The sequence below is a fragment of the Rhizobium sp. RHZ01 genome (genome assembly GCF_014851595.1).
GTDB classification, from domain to species: domain Bacteria; phylum Pseudomonadota; class Alphaproteobacteria; order Rhizobiales; family Rhizobiaceae; genus Rhizobium; species Rhizobium altiplani.
Genome location: NZ_JACUZZ010000001.1, coordinates 385766 through 404654, shown reverse-complemented (window position 1 = coordinate 404654; position 18889 = coordinate 385766). Strand labels below are relative to the sequence as shown.

Genomic DNA, 18889 nt, shown 5'->3' with positions numbered 1-18889 from the left:
GATCGAAATGTCTCAAGGAGGAGATTAAATGATGAAACGCAGAACCCTGATGACCAGCGCTTTGGCGCTCGCTCTCTTTGGTGCCGTCCCGGCAATCGCCATCGCCGATACGCTTGCCGACATCAAGGCACGCGGCACGCTGCGCGCGGCCATCGACCTCGGCTCACCGCCCTTCGGCATGCAGGACGCCAACATGCAGCCGACGGGCTCCGAGGTGGAAAGCGCAAAGCTGCTCGCCGATCACCTCGGCGTGAAGCTCGAAATCATCGAGGTGACCAGCCCGAACCGCATTCCCTTCCTGCTCACAAACAAGGCCGACGTGGTCGTCGCTTCGCTCTCCATCAGTGAGGAACGCAAGAAGGTGATCGATTTCGCCGATCCGCACGGCGTCATCCAGGTCATCGCAGCTGCTCCGAAGGGCCTTGAGATCAAGGGCTTGGAAGAACTGGTGGGCAAGGATGTCGCAACAACCCGCGGTACGACCAACGACAAGGTAGCCACAAGCCAGGCAACGGGAGCCAACATCGTGCGTTATGACGACGACGCGACCCTCGTCACCGCACTCGTCTCCGACCAGAACAATATCATGATCTCCGCTCCGCAGATCATGAATGCCGTCAACGAGCGCCGGACGAACGACCCGCTCGAGGTCAAGTTCGTGCTCAAGGTCAATCCCTATGCCGTTGGCCTGCGCAAGGGCGACGATGCGCTGAAGGCGGCGGTCAACGACTGGGTCAAGACCGATCTCGCCAATGGAAAGCTGAACGAGATCTACAAGAAGTACAACAACGTCGACCTGCCGGCGGAAATGCCGAAACCGTAAGCGGACAGCGGGGCGGCCGACCCACGGTCGCCCATGCACCTCCCTCGTCCGGTCGGGCTGCCGACTGATGATGAGGCGGAAGGACCTTGTCGATATGCCCGGCGGCTCTGTGGTGCCGTCCAAACCTTCAGACAATCAGGATGAACTCATGAAAGCGCTTCTCTGCGAAGAACCCGGCCGTCTTTCGCTTGTCTCCCGTCCGGCGCCGGCACGCGGCGCTGGCGAGGTTCTCGTGCGCATCCGCCATGTCGGCATCTGCGGGACCGATTTTCACATCTTCGCCGGCAAGCACCCCTTTCTCGAATACCCGCGCGTCATGGGCCACGAACTTTCCGGTACGGTCGAGGAAGCCCCTGAGGGCAGCCGTCTCAAGACGGGCGAACACGTCTATATCGTGCCCTATCTCTCCTGCGGTACATGTCATGCCTGCCGGAAGGGGCTGACGAATGCCTGCCAGTCGATCCGCGTGCTGGGCGTGCATTGCGACGGCGGCATGGCCGAATATGTTTCGGTGCCCGAGGCCAACGTGGTGCCGACGGGCGGTATCGCGCTTGAAGATGCGGCGATGATCGAATTCCTGGCGATTGGCGCGCACGGCGTCAAGCGCGGCGCGATCAACGCCGCCGACCGCGTGCTCGTTACCGGATCCGGTCCGATCGGCATGTCGGCGATCATTTTCGCCAAGACGCGCGGAGCGCATGTGACTGTCATGGACACGCGCGCCGACCGGCTCGCCTTTGCCACAGACCGGCTCGGCGCTGACGCTGCAATGCTCGCCGATGCCTCCGCCGAGGCGGAAGCGAACCGCCTGACCGGCGGCGACGGTTTCGATGTGGTGATCGACGCGACCGGGAGTGCCGGCCCCATCGAGCGGGGTTTCGCCTTCCTCGCCCACGGCGCGCGCTATGTGCTGCTCTCCGTCGTACGGCAAGACATCACCTTCTCCGACCCGGAATTCCACAAGCGTGAGGCGACGCTTCTGGCCAGCCGCAATGCCCAACCGGACGACTTTGCCGAGGTCGTGCGCCAGATCGAGGCCGGCAAGGTGCCGACCCGTGCTCTCAATACCCATCGGGGACGCCTGGAAGATGGCGCGGCGCTGCTGGTGGAATGGGCCCGTCCCGAGGCCGGCGTCATCAAGGCGATCCTGGACGTTTGAAAGCATCGACGAATTTCAAGCGCGAGCGCGGGTCCCTGACGGGCTATCGCCGAAGCATCGAATGCCTGCGACAGCAGCTGTGAGGCAGCGACAAGATCATGGGCGCAACCGAATGGACTGCGTCGCAGTTGTATCTGCGACCTGACAGGTGCAGAGTACGCAATGAATAGCCGGAGATAGAAACCGGCCATGTGTTTCAACCCGTGAACAAGCAGCCGCGGACCATGGAACTCGTACTCGCCACCGGATTGATCGTCTTCAAGGTCGCGTTGCTGATTGCGATGCTGCTGCTGTTGCCTCTGCCTCTCACCTGGCTGGAACGCAAGATCGCCGGACACATGCAGCAGCGGATGGGGCCGATGCGGGTTGGGTGGCATGGGCTGCTGCAGCCTATGGCGGACGGAATCAAGCTTCTGACCAAGGAGGACCACATTCCCGCCGAGGCCGATCGCTTGCTGTTCAAAATGGCTCCCATCCTGGCGCTCGCTCCGCCCTTTGTCGTCTTCGTCGCGATCCCCTTCGGCGAATCCGTCTCGGTGCTCGGCAACGAGATTTCCCTCTATGTCTCCGACATGAATGTGGCGCTTCTCTTCGTCTTCGCGGTGCTTGGGATCGAGGTCTATGGCGTTATCTTCGGTGGCTGGGCCGCCAACAGCAAATATGCCGTCCTCGGCAGCCTCAGGACTTGCGCGCAGATGATCAGCTACGAGATCCCGATGGGGTTCGCGGTGATCGGCGTGGTCATGCTGGCGCAATCCATGAGCCTGTTGGAAATCGTGCGTGCGCAGGCCGATGTGTGGAACATCGTTTACCAGCCGATCGGCTTCTTCGTGTTTTTTGTCGCCGGCCTGGCCGAGGCCCAGCGCATTCCTTTCGACCTGGCGGAAGCGGAAGGCGATCTCGGTGCCGGGTTCCATACTGAATACAGCGGTATCCGGTTTGCGTTGTTCATGGTGAGCGAATATGCCATCGTCCTTTTGGTGTCGGTCCTGGCGGTGATCCTTTTCTTTGGCGGCTGGAACGGCGCGCTCATCCCCTTGCCACCGCTCCTGTGGTTCGCGCTCAAGGTCGCATTCTTCGTCTATATGTTTATCTGGTTCCGTTTCACCTTCCCACGCTACCGCTACGACCAGCTGATGGCGATCGGATGGAAAGTCTTGCTTCCTCTCTCGATGGCGAACATAATTATCACGGGTCTTGTCTTCCTTTAGGGGCCAGAGCGGCTCGGTAGTGAGGCAGCGATGTCGCACGCGCAGGACAGAATTGGCACATGGATCGGCTGGGCGTTCTTCGCCGACCTGGCGAAGGCTTTGGCTCTGACCTTCGGTTACATGTTTTCCAAACCGGTAACCATGCAGTACCCGGACAAGGAAAAATGGCTTCCCTATTCGCGCTACCGTGGGCATCACTTCCTGAAGCGTGACGAAGAGGGTGAGATCAAGTGCGTGGCCTGCGAACTCTGCGCGCGCATTTGTCCATGCGACTGCATCGAAGTCGTCCCCTACGAGGATGAGAAGGGCAAGCGTCATCCGGCGAAATTCGAGATCGATACGGCACGGTGCCTCTTCTGCGGCCTGTGCGAGGATGCCTGTCCAGCAGACGCGATCGCGCTTGGCCAGCAATACGAATTCTCCAGCTTCTCTTCGCGCGAGCTTGTGATCGGGCGTGACGATCTGCTTGCCAAGCCGGGCAAGGCAGCGACTGGCGGCAGCGTGGTGGCTGCGCGCCTCAGTGTCGAACCGAAGGTCCTGGTCGAGACCGGCGGGCGGCAGGGGTACAATTGGTGGCGTAATATCCGACGAACGTGAAAATGCGCCAGCCGTCAAGGCAAAGCGCGCAGAGAGGAGGCCCACATGCATGTGCGCCAGATCTTGAACAGCAAGTCTCCCGAGATCGTCTCGGTTACACCCAACCACACGATGGTGGAGGTCCTGAGGTTGTTTCGAGAAAACAACATCGGCTTTGTTATCGTCGCCCGTTACCCGGGGGAATGCCTGGGAACGGTGTCGGAGCGGGACTGCTGCAATGCCGTCGCCAAATATGGCACCCAAGCACCCGCCATGCGCGTCAGCGAGATCATGAGCCAGCGTGTGGCGACCTGCTCCACAGACGATTTACTGCCTCTCGTGATGGCGATCATGACCGAGCGGCGGACGCGCCACGTTCTCGTCATGGAAGGCGACAACATCGCCGGCATCGTCAGCATCGGCGACGTGGTCAAGTTCAGGCTCGAGGAAGCGATGCGCACGGAGCAGGATCTGCAGGATTACATCTGCGGGGTCAGCTATCATTGACAAGGCACGCCAGGGCTAGAGGCGGCCACCGGTCATGCCCTGGGCGTTGTCTTCGGGGTCAGGTGCGAGGACGGTGGCTGCGGTTCCATTGGCCACCCGCGCCTTTCGAACCTCCACCGGACACGGGTATTCGCCCCGCTGCATCAGGCTGTTGAGGCGCAACGCGCTGTAGTTTTCAGGAACGAACACAAGGTTCTTTGGGAAGCGCCTGTTGACCTTGAGCTTTGCAGTCAGCTCGCCCCGGGCTGAGCGCACGACAAGCTGATCGCCATCGGAAAGGTCCAACTCCTCGGCATCCTGTGCGCCCATCTCGACATAGGGATCATCTGCGACCGTATTCAGGATTTCCGATCGTTCGGAAAGATATCCATTGTGGAACAGGCAGTTGCCGGTGACCAGCATGAGACGGTCGGATTGAGCGGAAGCAGGCGCCGGGGCGAAGAACCCGCCAGCCGGTGGCGCAAGTCCCCCTTTGGTGAACGCTCCGTCTGCGCCAAGGCCGTCCCAGTTCAAGCCCTCGTAAGCAGGAACCAGCCTGGCAATCTCGTCGAAAATCTCGCGTTGGATCGATGGTCGCAGTGAGTGGCCACGAAGTGCCGCGACGAAGTCGAAGATCGCCAGATTGCCGCGTGCCTCGCCGACGGGTTCATGGAACTTGCAGACCTTCTGGAGCCGGCCCTCATTGTTGGTGAAGGTCCCGGGCTCCTCGCCGTAACTCGCGGCCGGCAGCACCACCTCGGCCATGCCGACAGTCTCGGTGAGAAACGCATCCTGCACGATCAGGAGCTCGGCGGCACGAAAGGCCTGCTGTACGTACGCACGGTCGGGATAGGACCCAAGCGGGTCGCTTCCGGCAATATAGAGCGCGCCCATCTGCCCCTTGTCGCAGAGGCCGAGCATCCCGTCGAAATCCGAGCCGGGCTCGGACGGTATCTCAGTGCCCCAGCTCCGTTCGAGTGTTGTGTGTGTCTGATCGTCAGCGACCGGGCGCAGCCCCGGCAGAGTTGCCGGCAGCACTCCCATATCCCAGGCTCCAAGCTGGTTGGCGCGGTCGAAGAGAAACTGCATCGCCAGTCTTTTGCCAAGCAGGCGGACAAGCTGCATAAGGTTTGAGAGTTGCTGCAGTGTGTCACGTGCTGTCGACGACCTCAGGAGCTCGGCGCTGACAAGCAGTGTGACGCTCTGCGCGTTGAGCAATGCCCGCACCAGACGAGATACCTCATCGCCAATGGCCGCCGGCGATCCGCCGAGGTTCGCGGGAACGGCGCCCAGCAGGTTCGGATCAGCCGCTGCCATGAGCCCAGCCACCACGCCAGCGAGACCTGGCCCCTCACCGCCCGGTGACACACGCACGACCGCCCTGGCATCGGCGTCCAGTCGGGATGGCCGGGCCGAAAGCATGAACAATCCGGTCTGTCGCCGCCGCGCAGCGTCCCGCAGGAGGTATTCGGTGACCGGGTTTTCCTCGGTCGGGTTACCACCTATGACAAGCACGCAATCGTTGCCGATCACGTCCGCCAGCGGCGCGCGGCTGTAGTGGCCGGTGACCAACGCACCGAGCGGATCGTAGGGTGTCGACCAGCGCGAGGAACAGTCCATGTTGTTGGTCCGGAAGACCGTGCGCATCATTTTCTGGAATTGATAAAGCGTCTCGTTTGGAAGGCGTGGCGAGGCAAGCCCGCCTGCGGCCTTTCCTTCGACCGCCGCAAGGCGCCGTTTCAGGTGGTCCCCGGCCTCTTCCCAGGAAACTGCGACAAGGGCGCCATCACGGCGGACCATCGGTCGCCTGATCCTCTCCGGGCTTGTGACAAAATCGAGGCCAAAGCGCCCGCGCACGCAGAGCGTTTCGCGGTTGACCCCCTGGTCCCATTTTGAGCGCACGCGCATGAACTCGCCCTTGCGCGTGCCAACTGTCAGCTGGCAGCCGGTACCGCAATGCGGGCAGATGGTGTCGGTTTCGGCCAGATCCCAGGGCCGCGCCTTGTAACGATAGGGGAAGCTCATCAGCGCACCGACCGGGCAGACTTCGATGCAATTGCCGCATTGGTCGCAGCTCGCGAGACTGCCCTCAAACCCGGTTACGGCAGTATCCATGCCTTTCTCGACCGTGCCCAAGGCGACCGCGCCGACCACCTCCTCGCACATCCGCACGCACCGCTGGCACTGGATACAGCGATTGACATTCATGATGACGACGGGGCTCAGACGGATATCTTCGGAATGGAACACGCGTTTGGCATCGCGAAAACGGCTTTCGCGTGGCCCATAGGCCATCACCTGGTTCTGCAGTTCACACTCGCCGCCCTTGTCGCAGATGGGGCAGTCGAGGGGGTGATTGGCGAGCAGCATGTCGAGCATGGACGAACGTGTTTCGTCAATCAGTGGCGTGTTCGTTCGCACGACCATGCCGTCTGTGACCGCGGTGGCGCAGGACGGCTGCAGCTTGCGCTGTCCTTCGATTTCGATCAGGCACATCCGGCACGAGGCCAGCGGCGGCAGCCGCTTCATATAGCAGAAAGTCGGGATGTCGATACCCAGACGCTGAGCCGCCTGCAGCACCGTAGACCCGGCCTCCACGTCCAGTGTCTGGTCATTGATCGTGACGCGAACCATGGCTTCCTCGCGGTCTTCTCCCGATGCACCCTAGTGGTACGGGCACCTGTGCTCCTTGATATGGACGTCGAACTCGTCGCGGAAATGCTTGAGCGCAGCCCGCAGTCCCATCGCCGCGCCGTCACCCAGCGCGCAGAACGTATTTCCGAAAATTCCTTTGCACAGGGCGTCCAACTGCTCCAGATCACCGGGCTCACCCTGCCCCGCCTCGACCCGGCGCAGTACTTTCACCGCCCAGTCCAGCCCTTCACGGCATGGGGTGCATTTGCCGCAGGATTCGTGATGGAAGAACTCGACGATCCGTGTGGCGACCTTGACCATGCAGGTCGCATCATCGATCACGATCACGCCGGCCGAGCCGAGCATCGAGCCGGCGGCAGCAAGCGAGTCAAAATCCATCCCCACATCAAGCCCACTCTCCGGTATGACCGGCGCCGAGACCCCGCCCGGGATCACCGCCTTGATCCTGCGTCCCGGCAACGGGCCGCCGGCGTGGCTCTCGACGAGTTCCCGCAGCGGTATGCCCATTGGCAACTCATAGAGACCGGGTTTCAACACCTGTCCGCTGACGCAATAGAGCTTCGGGCCGGGGCTCTTGTCCGGTCCGATCTCCCGAAACCACCTCGAGCCACGCATCACGATATGCGGCACGCAGGCAAGCGTCTCGACATTGTTGATCACCGTGGGGCTGGCATATAGCCCCTCGACTGCCGGAAACGGCGGTTTCAGGCGAGGCTGGGCGCGTTTACCCTCGAGCGAGTCGAGCATCGCGGTCTCCTCGCCGCAAATATAGGCGCCAGCACCGCAATGGATATGCACGGTGAAATCGAAATCGGTGCCCAGGATTTTCCGCCCGAGGTAGCCTTTATCGTGGGCCTCGGCGATCGCCTGCTCCAGGCGACGGATCGCTGTCACATACTCTCCGCGAACATAGACATAAGCGGTCTTGGCGCCAATTGCGTACGCGCTCACCGCCAACCCCTCCACGAGCTGGTGTGGGTCGCGCTCCATGATGATGCGGTCCTTGAAGGTACCGGGCTCGCCCTCGTCGGCGTTGCAGCAGAGATATTTCGGCTTGCCTGTTTGCTTCGGGACGAAGCTCCATTTCATCCCCGTCGGGAAACCGGCACCGCCGCGACCTCGCAGGTTTGCCTCCTTGACGAGGTCGATGACCTCGTCGGGGGCGTGCTCGCGCAGCGCCTTCTTCAGCGCCTGGTAGCCGCCGCCGGCTTCATAGGTCGACAACAAATGACCATCCTGCACGTTGACGTTCTTGAGGAGAACCGGCTCGAACATGGCTTTACTCTCCCGGCGGCCGCGCCGAAGCGGGCTCAATGCCTGCCGCTTGCGACACTCCTGCCCGAAGACTGTCGAGCAGTTGATTCACCCGCGCGTCATCCAGCTTGCCATGGTAGTCATCGCCAACCTGCATCACTGGAGCCATCTCGCAGGCCCCGAGGCATTCAACGGTCGAAAGCGTGAACAGCCCGTCCGGGGTCGTCTCTCCCTTTTTGATCTGCAGCACCGTTTCGAGATGTTTCAGCAGGTTCTCCGAACCGCACAGCATGCAGGAAACATTGTCACAGAGCTGCAGGTGGAACAGGCCAATCGGTTCGGTATGGAAGAGCGTGTAAAAAGTCGCCAGCTCGTAAACCCAGATCCGCTCGACGCCAAGGATGTCGGCGACCTCCTCGAGCACGGGGCCCGGCAGATAACCATGTTCTTTCTGCGCGATCAGAAGCGCGGGCATGATCGCTGAGCGCTGGTTCGGATACCGCGCTGCCGCTGCTTCAATTTTTTCGCGCATGCTCATTGCATCCAGATCTCCAGTTACTTGTCCACCTCCGCCATCACCGGGTCGAGGCTACCCAGCACGGCTATCATGTCGGCCAGGTAGTGTGCGTTGGTCACCCCGAAGAGCCCCTGCAGATTGACGAAGGACGGGGCGCGGACTTTCATGCGGAACGGTTTCGGCGACCCATCGCTGATAATGTAGAAGCCCAATTCACCCTTTGGCGCCTCGATCGCCGAATAGACCTCGCCCTTGGGTACGTCAAAGCCGTAGGCCGACAGGTCGAAATGCTGGATCAGGGCCTCCATCGAACAATGCACGCGTTCCTTGTCCACGGGGAACGCGATCGTCGGCATGTCGATCTGGAACGGGCCGTCCGGCATCTGGTCGAGGCATTGTTCGATGATCGCGATGCTTTCGCGCATCTCGTCAACGCGGCACCGCCAGCGCGCATAGCAATCGCCCTCGTTGCGGGTGATAACGTTGAAGGCGAGCCTTTCATAAATCTCGTAGGGCTCGTCGCGGCGGATATCCCAGTCGACACCTGAGGCCCGCAGGTTCGGGCCACTCAGACCAAGATCGATCGCATCCTCGCCGGAGATCACGCCGATCCCCTTCGTGCGCTTGAGAAAGACCCTGTTATCTTCGAGCAATCGCTCATAGTCGCGGATCCGGTTCGGGAAGATGTCGCAGAACTCCCTGATCTTGGGCAGGAAGCCGTCGGGCAGATCCTCGCGCACTCCGCCAACCCTGCAAAAGGACGTGTGCATGCGCGCACCGGTAATCATCTCCAGCAGGTCCATGATCATTTCGCGCTCACGCATGACGTAGAGCAGCGCAGTCATTGCACCGAGATCCATTGGCAGCGCACCCGTGATCAGGAGATGACCGGAAATCCTTGCCAGTTCTGCCATCATCACGCGGATATACTGAGCGCGGATCGGCGCTTCGATGCCGAGAAGCTTCTCCACCGCCAGCGCGAAGGCCAGGTTGTTCGACGGCGGACAGAGATAGTCGAGCCGGTCCGTGAGCGGGAAAATCTGGGTGTAGGTGAAGCTCTCGGCGAGCTTTTCCGTGCCGCGATGGAGGTAGCCGATATGCGGGTCCACGCGCTCGACATACTCGCCGTCCAGTTCGAGAACGAGCCGGAGCACCCCGTGAGTGCTGGGGTGCTGCGGGCCGAGATTGAGAAGCACTTCCTTGGTGTGGAGCGCTTCGCCTTGCGGCCTGCTGAGCTCGGTGACTTCGGTCATCTCAACCCTCCGGTGTAGAACGGCCTCCTTATGGGATGTCCCTGGTGGCGATGTCCGGCTGCGTCGGCGGCGGACCTTCGGCACCGAAGGGATTCAGTTTGTCCTTGTAGCCCCTCAAGGGGAAATCCTTGCGCTGGGGAAAGCCCTCGAAGCCTTCCCACATGTAGATCCGGCGCAGATCGGGATGGCCCTCGAACTTGATGCCGTACATGTCCCAGGCTTCGCGCTCATGCCAATTGGCCGTCCGCCAGATGCCCGTCACCGACGGGACGCTGGGCGGATCACCAAGGCGGCATTTGATGCGCACGCGCCATTTGTTCTCCAGCGAATAGAGGTGGTACACGGCCTCATAGCGTGGCAGCTCGGGGTAATGATCGACGCCGCAGATATCGGACAGGAAATTGAACTGCAGCGCCGGGTGCTGTTTCAGAAATCGGCAGAACTCAACAATCATTTCCGGTGGAACGGCAAAGGCATGAATGCCGTGCCTGGCGCCGAGATCCTCGATTGCGGCGTTGAAATGTTCCATGACCAGAGCGGGATTGAAAGCCGACTTGACGCTCATGAGGCTGCAATCCGATCGAGAGGCGTCCCGGCCAGCGCGCGGGATTTCTTGATCTTCTCCTGAAGCAGCAGGAAACCGTGCATCAGCGCCTCGGGCCGAGGCGGGCAGCCGGGGACATGCACGTCCACCGGCACGAAGGTTTCCGATCCCTGCACCACCGCATAGGTATTGTAGACCCCGCCCGAGATCGCGCAGGTGCCCATAGCGATCACCCAGCGCGGCTCCGGCATCTGGTCATAAAGCCGGCGCACGACGGGAGCGAATTTCCGGGTCACGGTACCGGCGATGATCATCACGTCGGATTGGCGCGGCGAAGGCCGGAACACCACGCCGAACCGGTCGAGGTCGTAACGCGCGCATCCTGCCGAGATCATCTCGATGGCGCAGCAGGCAATGCCGAAGGTTTCTGGCCACAGCGCCGAGCGTCGGCTCCAGCCGATGATGCTGTCGGCAGTCGTGAACAGCACACTGTCGCGGATCGCATCGCCTACGCCTCCCATTCCAGCGCTCCCTTCAGCCAGGCGTAGGCGAAACCCACGATCAGCAGCAACATGAACACGAACATCTCGACATAGCCGACCAGACCGATGTCCTTCAGGACGACGGCCCAGGGAAAGAGAAACATCGTCTCGACGTCGAAGACCACCAGCAGGATCGCCAGCATGAAGAACTGCACCCTGAAACGGCCCCCGGCGGCCTCGCCGGCCGGGTCCATGCCGCATTCATAGGCCACGTTCTTTGCAGGATAGGGATTGGATGGCCGCAGCAGTGACGAGACAAAAAGCGTTGCTCCCGTCACCAGAGCAACTCCGGCGAGCATGACGAGGACTGGCAGGAATTCCATTGCAGTCATAGTCATATCGCATTGCTGCGGTCGCCCACCGAGGGTTCTTTTCAGGCCGCCGCCGGCGCCAGTTCGGAACCGGAGGTGCGGTCGCAAAGGAAGCGACTTTGGCAATCCTTTCTAGAATTGTCAGTGTATTCCGTCGGGTGGATCATTGCAAATTCAATAGATCAGCCACCGAATACCGAGTGCTGGGCAAGCTTCAGAAACCATGCCGGAAACAGGCCAATTCCTATGGTGCCGGCGGCGGTAAAGGCAAGCGTGGCGCGCAACAAGGGAGACAGTGCGGGGGAAAACGCCCTTTTGGGTTCGCGCATGTAGATCAGCATGGCGATGCGGATATAGAAATAGGCCGCCACAACACTGAGCAGTACTGCGCTCACCGCCAGCATGACGAAGCCTTGCTCGACCAGCGCGACAAGCACGTAGAACTTGGCGAAGAATCCGGCCGTCGGTGGAATGCCCGCCAGTGAGAACAGATAGAGTAGCATCAAAAGCGCCAGCCCGGGATGCGTCTTCGAAAGACCGGCATAGTCATCGATAGTCTCACCCGAGAAATCGCCGTTGCGCATCATGATGATGGTCCCGAAAATGCCGAGATTCATGAACGAGTAGATCAGCAGGTAGAGCATCACGCTGGCGATCCCATCTGCGCCGCCGGCCACCACGCCGAATAGGGCGAAGCCGGCATGGGCAATGCTGGAATAGGCGAGCAGGCGCTTGAAATTGTCCTGCACCAGCGCTGAGAAACTACCGAGCGCCATCGTCGCGACCGCGATGACAGCGACGATGATCCAGGCATTTGAGGCTGCGACCAGCGGGTTGAGAAACACGCGCAGGATCACTGCAAAACCCGCCGCTTTTGGTCCTACAGACATGAAGGCGGTGATGGTTGTCGGCGCCCCTTCATAGGCGTCCGGCAACCACATGTGGAATGGAACCGCGCCGACCTTGAAGACCAGCCCCGCGACAATGAAGACGACAGCAAGCAACAATCCGGGATCGGGCCGGGCACCGGTCACAGCCGCAGCGACCCCATCCAGTTGCGTCGTGCCGGTCAGCCCGTAGACCAGCGAGACGCCATAAAGGAAAATCCCGGTCGAGGCCGAGCCAAGGATCACATATTTCAGCGCTGCTTCGTTCGACCGCCGTTCTTTGCGCAGGAAGCCGGTCAGAACATAGGTGCAAAGCGCCATCAGTTCGAGGCCAACATAGATCGACAGGAGATCGATCGCCGAGGCCATGATCATCATTCCTGAAAGCGCAAGGAGCAACAGGACATGATATTCGCTGTTCGCGATGCCTTCGATCTCCGCATATTTTCTGGAAAGGAGGAGTGTCAGAACGGTGGCCAGATAAAAGACCATCTTGAAAAAGACCGAAAAACGGTCGGCGATGAACATGCCCGTGTAAGCGGGGCGCACCTCGCCGGCGAGCATGATCGTCAGGAGAGCGGCTGTCAGTACCACCGCGACGGACGCCGAAAGAAGGAATTGCTCCTGCCCTTTCCGGACAAGCTGTCCGAGGATGAGGAGGATGCAGGCCCCGGTGACGACCACGATTTCGGGCAGGCTTGCTACAATCGACTGCAAGAGCGCGGCAGCAGTCATTGGACACTCCCCTCACCGTGCACATGTAGCATGAGCTGCTTCACCGAGGCGTCGATGATGCCGAGAAAGGGCTTTGGATAAAAGCCGACCCAGAGCACGAAGAGCGCCAGCGGCAGGATCGCCGCCATCTCGCGGGCGTTGACATCGCGTATCTTGAACTTCGCACCGACGTTTGCCGGACCAAGCGCAACTTTCCCATACATGCCGAGCAGGTAGGCCGCGCCCAGCAAGGCGCCAAAGACGGCGGCCGCACCGACGACAAGGTTGGCCGCAAAACCACCTGACAGCACGAGCAGTTCGCCCACGAATGAATTCGTTCCCGGGAGCGCCATCGACGACAGCGTGAACAGCAGGAAAAACGCGGTATAGACAGGCGCTGCCTTCATCAACCCGCCATAATCCGCGATGCTGCGCGTATGCGTCCGCTCGTAGATCAGGCCGACGAACAGGAACAGCGCGCCCGTCGTTACGCCGTGGTTGAACATCTGGAGGATGGCGCCCTCTAGCCCGCGCAGGTTCAGCGTAAAGATCCCCAGTGTCACGAAGCCCATGTGACTGATGCTTGAATAGGCGACCAGTTTCTTGAGATCATCCTGCGCCAGCGCAAGCAGCCCGCCGTAGACGATCGCAAGGGCCGAAAGCGCCAGCATCAGCGTGGAATAATACGCCGACGCTTCCGGTAGCATCGGCAGAGAGAACCTGAGGAAACCGTAGGCACCCATCTTCAGGAGCACGCCGGCAAGGATGATGCTGCCTGCCGTCGGGGCCTGGACATGGGCGTCCGGCAACCAGGTGTGGAGCGGAACCATGGGTACCTTGACTGCAAAGGCGACCAGGAAGGCGAAGAACAGCCACGACTGGATCCGGAACGGCAAATCCTGCGCTGTCAGCGCGAGGATGTCGAAGGTCTCGCCGCCATTGAAATAGAGCACGATGACGCCGATCAGAAAGAGGACGCTGCCGGCCAAGGTGTAGAGGAAGAACTTGAATGCCGCATAGACCCGGCCCTCGCCACCCCAGACGCCGATGATGAGGTACATCGGGATCAGCATCGCTTCCCAAAAGACATAGAACAGGAACAGGTCAAGCGCGCAGAACACTCCGAGCATCAGCGCCTGCATGGCTAGCAGGCTGACCATGAAGGCTTTCACCCTCCGGTCAATCGCGACCCATGAGGCGAGCACGCAGATCGCGCCAAGGAGCGCGCTCAGGAATACGAAAAGCGCGCTGATCCCGTCCACGCCCAGCGCATAGCTGATCCCAAGCGCGGGCACCCAGAGGTGTCTTTCGGTGAACTGCATCGCGTGCGTCGTGGTGTCAAAACTCGCAAGCATGATGATGCAGAGTGCGAGGTCGAGGATGGCGATGCCCAGTGCTGTCCATCTGATGGCATCTTCGCTGCGCAGAAGCGTCAGCACCCCTGCCCCGATGGCGGGCGTGAATACGATGAGGCTGAGCAGCGGCAACCCCATGGACGCCCCCTACCGCCACGCCACGGCGAGAATGACGGTGGCTGCGATCACACCGACAATCATCGCCAGTGCGTAATGGGTCACGACGCCCGTCTGGAGCCGCCGCAGCGCCCCGCCACCGCGCAGGATCGAGTGGGCGACGCCGTTCACGACGCCGTCCACGCCGACAAGATCGATCCGCAGTCCTGCCCGTGCCGCGCGATTGAGAAGAGGCAGCGCTGCTGTCTCCGACGCGTTGCTCACCGCCTGCTCGTAGCGCGCGAGCGGCTTTTCGGCGAACCACATGAATGCCCGCGCGCCCTTGCGATAGAACCAGTCGGTGTCGAGGCTGATCGTATTCTCGGGGTCGAGCGCCCTGAGGAACAGTATAAAACCCAGGGCGGTAAACATCAGTATGCCGAGGCTCTCGGTGACATGGGAGCCCGTATAGGGTTCGAAGTCGACCGGATATGGCAGGAGCGCATAGAGCGGCTGCGGAAAAACCCCGATCGCGATGCAGAGCACCGCCGCCATGGCCATTGCGACCAGCATGTTTGCTGGCGGTTCCCGCGCCTGAAGCTTCCGGTCCGTACCGAAAAACATGTAATAGGGAAGCTTGAGCCCGGTGTGCAGGAAAGTGCCGGAGGACGCCATGGTCAGGGCCAGCACCACGAGCGCCCGATGATCCTCGCCCGCAGCGGCAATCACCATCGACTTGGTCACGAAGCCCGAGAAGAATGGAAATGCCGAGATCGCGAAAGCACCGATCATGTAGAGTGCAACGGTTACCGGCATGCTCTTGTAGAGCCCGCCGAGTTCGGTCAGCTTGCGCCTGCCCGTAACATAGATCACCGCCCCGGCGCCCATGAACAGTAGGGACTTGTAGAGGATGTGCGCGAAGGCATGACTTGTGGCCCCGTTAACCGCCATCTCGGTTCCGATCCCGATGCCGGCTACCATGTAGCCCACTTGACTGACGATGTGATAGGCCAGCAGGCGCCGGCAGTCGTTTTCCAGGACCGCATAGACGACGCCGTAAAGCGCCATCGCGGTGCCAAGCCAGACAAGAAGCTCGGTTCCTGGAAAGGCACGGGCGAGCACATAGACCGCGGTCTTCGTGGTGAAGGCGCTCATGAACACCGCTCCCGTCACGGTCGCCTCGGGATAGGCGTCTGTCAGCCAGGCGTTGAGCGGCGGTACGGCAGCGTTGAGCAGAAACCCTGCAAGGATCAGGTAAGTCCCGGTGCTCATTTCCCCGATCGGTCCGAAGAGGAGCGATCCTGTTGAATGTCCATGGAGAATGATACCGCCAAGCAGGACGACGCCCCCCGTGACATGGACCATGAGGTACCGGAAACCGGCGCCGATGGCTCGCTGACCGCCCTGTGCGAAGACCAGATAGGCCGAAGCAAACGCCATGATTTCCCAGAACAGGTAGAGGGTCAGGTAGTCGCCGGCAAACACCACGCCAAGCGAGCTTCCGACGTAGACGAACGCCGCGACGTGCTGGCCGGGGTGAGACAGGTGCAGGGCGTAGACCGTTCCGATCAGAGCCATGATCGCAAAAACGGTGGCGAAGACGATGCTGAGCTTGTCGACCCTGGCAATCAGGATGTCCTGCCCCAGGAACTGCGTCGCCCCATAGCTGCCCGGCTGCATTGTGACCACTGCAAGCAGGCCCAGCAGCGGGACCAGCACCAGATAGATCCTGCGGATCGGATCCTTAAGGAAAGGGATCGGCGCGGCACCAAGAACGAACAGCAGGGCGGGATGGGCGAAGTCAATCATAATAGTCCTCGCGCCGCATGAGCCCCCCCTGATGGCCGAGGAACTTGGAAACGAAGATCAGCAGTACACAGGATACGAATCCGTAGACGGCCGACCAGCCCGGCAGGCGGTCCCAGAGGTATTCTGCGTGTTCGCGCGGGACCAGAAAGTCCGCGATGACGATCAGAACAAGCGCAATGTAGAACAGCCGGCGTCGCTGGCTGGCATATCTCTCCTCGCCAAAGAAATCGATCACGCGCTTGATCATCTGACAACTCCTTCCGCCAGAGCGAGGAAATAGTTGGGAAAGACGCCCATCGAGACAGACAGGATCGCGGTTGCGACCAACGGGATCGTCATCATCGGAATTTCCCGGACCGTTTCCGGGCTCCCCTCCGCCTCCGTCCTGAAGAAGGCGAGATAGGTCACTGGCAGGAAATAGGCGGCGTTCAGAACCGAACTCACCAAAAGCACGATCAGGAAGGCAACATCTCCCGCCTGCATAGAGCCCAGCGTCAGATACCATTTGCTGACGAAACCCGCGGTCGGGGGCACCCCGATCATGCTCAGCGACCCGACGAAGAACGCTCCCATCGTCCAGGGCAGCCGGCGGCCGATCCCGGCCATGTCGCTGATGTTGCGCTTCCCCGACGCGCAATAGATCGACCCGGCGCAGAAAAACAGGGTGATCTTGGAGAAGGCGTGCGCCGCAATGTGGATGATGCCGCCGACCATGGCGACCGGCGACAGCAGAACCGCGCCGAGCACGATATAGGAGAGCTGGCTGACCGTCGAATAGGCGAGCCTCGCCTTCAGGTCGTCCCGCGTGAGCGCGTAGACAGACGCCATCAGGATCGTGAACGAGACCAGATACGCCGTGGCGATGCCGAGATGCAGACTGCCCATCAGCCCGGTGCCGAAGACGTGAAAAACCACCCGCAATACGCAAAAGACGCCCATCTTGACGACGGCCACGGCATGCAGGAGCGCGCTGACAGGTGTCGGCGCCACCATCGCGGCTGGCAGCCAGGCGTGCATCGGCATAACCGCAGCCTTGGCGAAGCCGAAGAGATAGCAGAAGTAGACCACCGTCAGCAGCGCTGCAGTAGCATTAACCCCCGCCAGCAGACCACCCGCCACAAAGTCGAGCGATCCCGCAATCGAGTAGGTCAGCGCCAGAGCGGCCAGAAGTGCGCTCTTCGAGGCGCCCATCAGATAGACGAGGTATTTGCGGCTGCCAGTCCATGCCGCTTCGTCCTCGTGGTGATAGACGAGCGGGTAGGTAACGAGGCTGAGCACCTCGTAAAAGATCACCAGTGTGAACAGATTGGCCGCGAAAGCGCCGCCGGCGGCGGCCGCAAGGCTGCTGGCGAAGCAGGCGAAGAACCGGGTCTGCGCGTGCTCCTTCAAATGTCGCATGTAGCCGATGGAATAGATCGCCGCCGCGATCCATAACAGCGATGAGACGGTGGCAAACACCATGCCGAGCGCGTCGACCCGGAAGGCAAAGTCAATCCCCGGCAGGATCTCGAACAGGCGCAAGTCGATTGTCCCGCCGGAAAGCACTGTTGGCGCCATCGAGGCGACAATCGTAAACATGGCGACCGCCGCGATCGGCGAGACGGCGTCGCGGAATTTCTCGCGGTTGTTCAAAAGGATAATCGCAAGGGCCGCCAGACCTGGTATGGCGATGGCAAGCAGCGGCCGGATCGATGTCACCGGGTCCAAACCGCTATCCTTTCATCATCGTCACATCGTCGACCTTGAGAGTGGATTTGTTCCTCACAAAGGCGACCAGGATGCCAAGGGCGACTGCAACTTCCGCCGCGGTGATCGCGATGACGAAAATCGCGAAGACCTGGCCGCGGAAATCGCCATGCTGGCGCCCAAATGCGATGAAGTTGATGTTGACCGAGTTGAGCAGCAGTTCCAGCGACATCAGCACGACCAGGATGTTGCGTCTCAGCAAGACGCCGGCCGCCCCAATCACGAAGACGACCACTCCGAGCAGGATGAACCAGGAGAGCGGAACCATTATCGCTCGTCCTTTCTCGCCAGCACGATGGCGCCGACCAGGGCGGCCAGCAGGATGACGGAGGCTGTTTCAAACGGCAGCAGGTAGTCGGCGAAAAGTGCTGTGCTAAGTTGCCTGACCGTGTCGTCGCTTGATATTGCGGGGGGCAACGCAACCGAAAAGCGGCTGCTCCAGAGCACCAACGCAAGCATCTCGATCCCAAGCAGGACCAGGAGCACAAGAGCGGGCAGGTTGGGGCCCGGCAAGAACCGCTGCAACACGGCTTCGCGTACATCGATCATCATGATCACGAACAGGAAGAGGACCATGATCGCGCCGACATAGACGAATATCTGGATGACGGCGGGCAACGGTGCGTCAAGCAGGATGAAGATTGCCGAGATCTGCAGGAAGCAGGCCATCAACGCCAATGCGCTATGAACGGGATTGCGCGCCACGACCACAATGAGAGCCGCAATCACGCACACCGTCGCGAACAGAAGAAAAAACCCCTGACCCATCCACGCGACCCTCCCACGCAAACTGTCACCCAGCGCGAGATGGCCGGATTTGAGATAGTTGCGCACCTCAGGTGCATTTATAAATTGTGCCCTAGTCTCGGATCTTTCACAAGATTATTGTCATGGTGGCAGAAAACTCGGGCCCAACCCGCGTAGGGCGAACAATGCTCAAGAGAACCACTG

19 protein-coding genes are annotated in these 18889 nt (G+C 60.9%); 5 read left to right on the top strand and 14 right to left on the bottom strand.

What is annotated here, in order from left to right:
• Nucleotides 1-31 precede the first annotated feature (31 nt).
• The 5 genes from IB248_RS01795 to IB248_RS01775 all read left to right on the top strand — a co-directional run bounded on the left by IB248_RS01795 (nucleotide 32) and on the right by IB248_RS01775 (nucleotide 4276).
• Entirely contained in the window at nucleotides 32-823 is a 792-nt protein-coding gene (locus IB248_RS01795; RefSeq protein WP_312867191.1) for a transporter substrate-binding domain-containing protein, read from the top strand.
• 148 nt (nucleotides 824-971) lie between these two features.
• Nucleotides 972-1982: a zinc-binding alcohol dehydrogenase family protein gene (locus tag IB248_RS01790; RefSeq protein ID WP_192240137.1), complete on the top strand. Its 1011-nt coding sequence runs from the start codon at nucleotides 972-974 to the stop codon at nucleotides 1980-1982.
• Between the two features lie 224 nt (nucleotides 1983-2206).
• On the top strand, nucleotides 2207-3193 hold the full coding sequence (gene nuoH, locus IB248_RS01785) for an NADH-quinone oxidoreductase subunit NuoH (RefSeq protein WP_025658438.1): 987 nt from the start codon (nucleotides 2207-2209) through the stop codon (nucleotides 3191-3193).
• Nucleotides 3194-3223: 30 nt separating this feature from the next.
• Nucleotides 3224-3790, top strand: a complete 567-nt coding sequence (locus IB248_RS01780; RefSeq protein ID WP_025658437.1) for an NADH-quinone oxidoreductase subunit I — start codon at nucleotides 3224-3226, stop codon at nucleotides 3788-3790.
• A gap of 45 nt (nucleotides 3791-3835) precedes the next feature.
• Complete coding sequence (locus IB248_RS01775; protein WP_192240136.1) at nucleotides 3836-4276, top strand: CBS domain-containing protein; 441 nt, start codon at nucleotides 3836-3838, stop codon at nucleotides 4274-4276.
• Nucleotides 4277-4291: 15 nt separating this feature from the next.
• Here IB248_RS01775 and nuoG read toward each other — a convergent pair whose 3' ends face one another.
• The 14 genes from nuoG to IB248_RS01705 form a co-directional block, all read right to left on the bottom strand.
• A complete protein-coding gene (gene nuoG / locus IB248_RS01770; protein WP_192240135.1) occupies nucleotides 4292-6889 on the bottom strand; it encodes an NADH-quinone oxidoreductase subunit NuoG in 2598 nt (865 codons plus the stop codon).
• A gap of 30 nt (nucleotides 6890-6919) precedes the next feature.
• Entirely contained in the window at nucleotides 6920-8185 is a 1266-nt protein-coding gene (gene nuoF, locus IB248_RS01765) for an NADH-quinone oxidoreductase subunit NuoF (RefSeq protein ID WP_169679900.1), read from the bottom strand.
• 4 nt (nucleotides 8186-8189) lie between these two features.
• Nucleotides 8190-8702 carry an NADH-quinone oxidoreductase subunit NuoE gene (nuoE, locus tag IB248_RS01760; protein WP_192240134.1) on the bottom strand — a complete coding sequence of 171 codons (513 nt, stop codon included), beginning with the start codon at nucleotides 8700-8702 and terminating at the stop codon, nucleotides 8190-8192.
• Nucleotides 8703-8719: 17 nt separating this feature from the next.
• Nucleotides 8720-9934, bottom strand: a complete 1215-nt coding sequence (gene nuoD, locus IB248_RS01755) for an NADH dehydrogenase (quinone) subunit D (protein ID WP_192240133.1) — start codon at nucleotides 9932-9934, stop codon at nucleotides 8720-8722.
• 28 nt (nucleotides 9935-9962) lie between these two features.
• Nucleotides 9963-10499 (bottom strand): NADH-quinone oxidoreductase subunit C, encoded by a 537-nt coding sequence (locus IB248_RS01750; protein ID WP_192240132.1) that lies wholly within the window; start codon nucleotides 10497-10499, stop codon nucleotides 9963-9965.
• Nucleotides 10496-10999 (bottom strand): NADH-quinone oxidoreductase subunit B, encoded by a 504-nt coding sequence (locus IB248_RS01745; RefSeq protein ID WP_025658428.1) that lies wholly within the window; start codon nucleotides 10997-10999, stop codon nucleotides 10496-10498. Before IB248_RS01745 ends, IB248_RS01750 begins: the two co-directional genes overlap by 4 nt.
• A complete protein-coding gene (locus IB248_RS01740; RefSeq protein WP_192240254.1) occupies nucleotides 10987-11352 on the bottom strand; it encodes an NADH-quinone oxidoreductase subunit A in 366 nt (121 codons plus the stop codon). Before IB248_RS01740 ends, IB248_RS01745 begins: the two co-directional genes overlap by 13 nt.
• Before the next feature lie 161 nt (nucleotides 11353-11513).
• A complete protein-coding gene (locus IB248_RS01735) occupies nucleotides 11514-12953 on the bottom strand; it encodes an NADH-quinone oxidoreductase subunit N (protein ID WP_192240131.1) in 1440 nt (479 codons plus the stop codon).
• Nucleotides 12950-14425: an NADH-quinone oxidoreductase subunit M gene (locus IB248_RS01730; protein ID WP_192240130.1), complete on the bottom strand. Its 1476-nt coding sequence runs from the start codon at nucleotides 14423-14425 to the stop codon at nucleotides 12950-12952. The genes IB248_RS01735 and IB248_RS01730 overlap by 4 nt, the downstream gene beginning before the upstream one ends.
• Before the next feature lie 9 nt (nucleotides 14426-14434).
• Nucleotides 14435-16192 (bottom strand): Na(+)/H(+) antiporter subunit D, encoded by a 1758-nt coding sequence (locus tag IB248_RS01725; protein WP_192240129.1) that lies wholly within the window; start codon nucleotides 16190-16192, stop codon nucleotides 14435-14437.
• Complete coding sequence (locus IB248_RS01720; RefSeq protein WP_169679914.1) at nucleotides 16185-16439, bottom strand: hypothetical protein; 255 nt, start codon at nucleotides 16437-16439, stop codon at nucleotides 16185-16187. The genes IB248_RS01725 and IB248_RS01720 overlap by 8 nt, the downstream gene beginning before the upstream one ends.
• Nucleotides 16436-17899 (bottom strand): monovalent cation/H+ antiporter subunit D family protein, encoded by a 1464-nt coding sequence (locus tag IB248_RS01715; RefSeq protein WP_192240128.1) that lies wholly within the window; start codon nucleotides 17897-17899, stop codon nucleotides 16436-16438. Before IB248_RS01715 ends, IB248_RS01720 begins: the two co-directional genes overlap by 4 nt.
• Before the next feature lie 4 nt (nucleotides 17900-17903).
• The gene (gene nuoK, locus IB248_RS01710) at nucleotides 17904-18206 is read right to left on the bottom strand and encodes an NADH-quinone oxidoreductase subunit NuoK (protein ID WP_018855546.1); all 303 of its coding nucleotides are present in this window, start codon (nucleotides 18204-18206) and stop codon (nucleotides 17904-17906) included.
• The gene (locus IB248_RS01705) at nucleotides 18206-18706 is read right to left on the bottom strand and encodes an NADH-quinone oxidoreductase subunit J (protein WP_192240127.1); all 501 of its coding nucleotides are present in this window, start codon (nucleotides 18704-18706) and stop codon (nucleotides 18206-18208) included. The genes nuoK and IB248_RS01705 overlap by 1 nt, the downstream gene beginning before the upstream one ends.
• Nucleotides 18707-18889: the final 183 nt, after the last annotated feature.

Excerpts from the sequence above, each read along its gene's own strand:
- IB248_RS01795 (WP_312867191.1), top strand. The coding sequence starts at position 32 with ATGAAACGCAGAACCCTGATGACCAGCGCTTTGGCGCTCGCTCTCTTT.
- IB248_RS01790 (WP_192240137.1), top strand. The coding sequence starts at position 972 with ATGAAAGCGCTTCTCTGCGAAGAACCCGGCCGTCTTTCGCTTGTCTCC.
- nuoH (WP_025658438.1), top strand. The coding sequence starts at position 2,207 with ATGGAACTCGTACTCGCCACCGGATTGATCGTCTTCAAGGTCGCGTTG.
- IB248_RS01780 (WP_025658437.1), top strand. The coding sequence starts at position 3,224 with ATGTCGCACGCGCAGGACAGAATTGGCACATGGATCGGCTGGGCGTTC.
- IB248_RS01775 (WP_192240136.1), top strand. The coding sequence starts at position 3,836 with ATGCATGTGCGCCAGATCTTGAACAGCAAGTCTCCCGAGATCGTCTCG.
- nuoG (WP_192240135.1), bottom strand. The coding sequence starts at position 6,889 with ATGGTTCGCGTCACGATCAATGACCAGACACTGGACGTGGAGGCCGGG.
- nuoF (WP_169679900.1), bottom strand. The coding sequence starts at position 8,185 with ATGTTCGAGCCGGTTCTCCTCAAGAACGTCAACGTGCAGGATGGTCAT.
- nuoE (WP_192240134.1), bottom strand. The coding sequence starts at position 8,702 with ATGAGCATGCGCGAAAAAATTGAAGCAGCGGCAGCGCGGTATCCGAAC.
- nuoD (WP_192240133.1), bottom strand. The coding sequence starts at position 9,934 with ATGACCGAAGTCACCGAGCTCAGCAGGCCGCAAGGCGAAGCGCTCCAC.
- IB248_RS01750 (WP_192240132.1), bottom strand. The coding sequence starts at position 10,499 with ATGAGCGTCAAGTCGGCTTTCAATCCCGCTCTGGTCATGGAACATTTC.
- IB248_RS01745 (WP_025658428.1), bottom strand. The coding sequence starts at position 10,999 with ATGGGAGGCGTAGGCGATGCGATCCGCGACAGTGTGCTGTTCACGACT.
- IB248_RS01740 (WP_192240254.1), bottom strand. The coding sequence starts at position 11,352 with ATGACTGCAATGGAATTCCTGCCAGTCCTCGTCATGCTCGCCGGAGTT.
- IB248_RS01735 (WP_192240131.1), bottom strand. The coding sequence starts at position 12,953 with ATGACTGCTGCCGCGCTCTTGCAGTCGATTGTAGCAAGCCTGCCCGAA.
- IB248_RS01730 (WP_192240130.1), bottom strand. The coding sequence starts at position 14,425 with ATGGGGTTGCCGCTGCTCAGCCTCATCGTATTCACGCCCGCCATCGGG.
- IB248_RS01725 (WP_192240129.1), bottom strand. The coding sequence starts at position 16,192 with ATGATTGACTTCGCCCATCCCGCCCTGCTGTTCGTTCTTGGTGCCGCG.
- IB248_RS01720 (WP_169679914.1), bottom strand. The coding sequence starts at position 16,439 with ATGATCAAGCGCGTGATCGATTTCTTTGGCGAGGAGAGATATGCCAGC.
- nuoK (WP_018855546.1), bottom strand. The coding sequence starts at position 18,206 with ATGGTTCCGCTCTCCTGGTTCATCCTGCTCGGAGTGGTCGTCTTCGTG.
- IB248_RS01705 (WP_192240127.1), bottom strand. The coding sequence starts at position 18,706 with ATGGGTCAGGGGTTTTTTCTTCTGTTCGCGACGGTGTGCGTGATTGCG.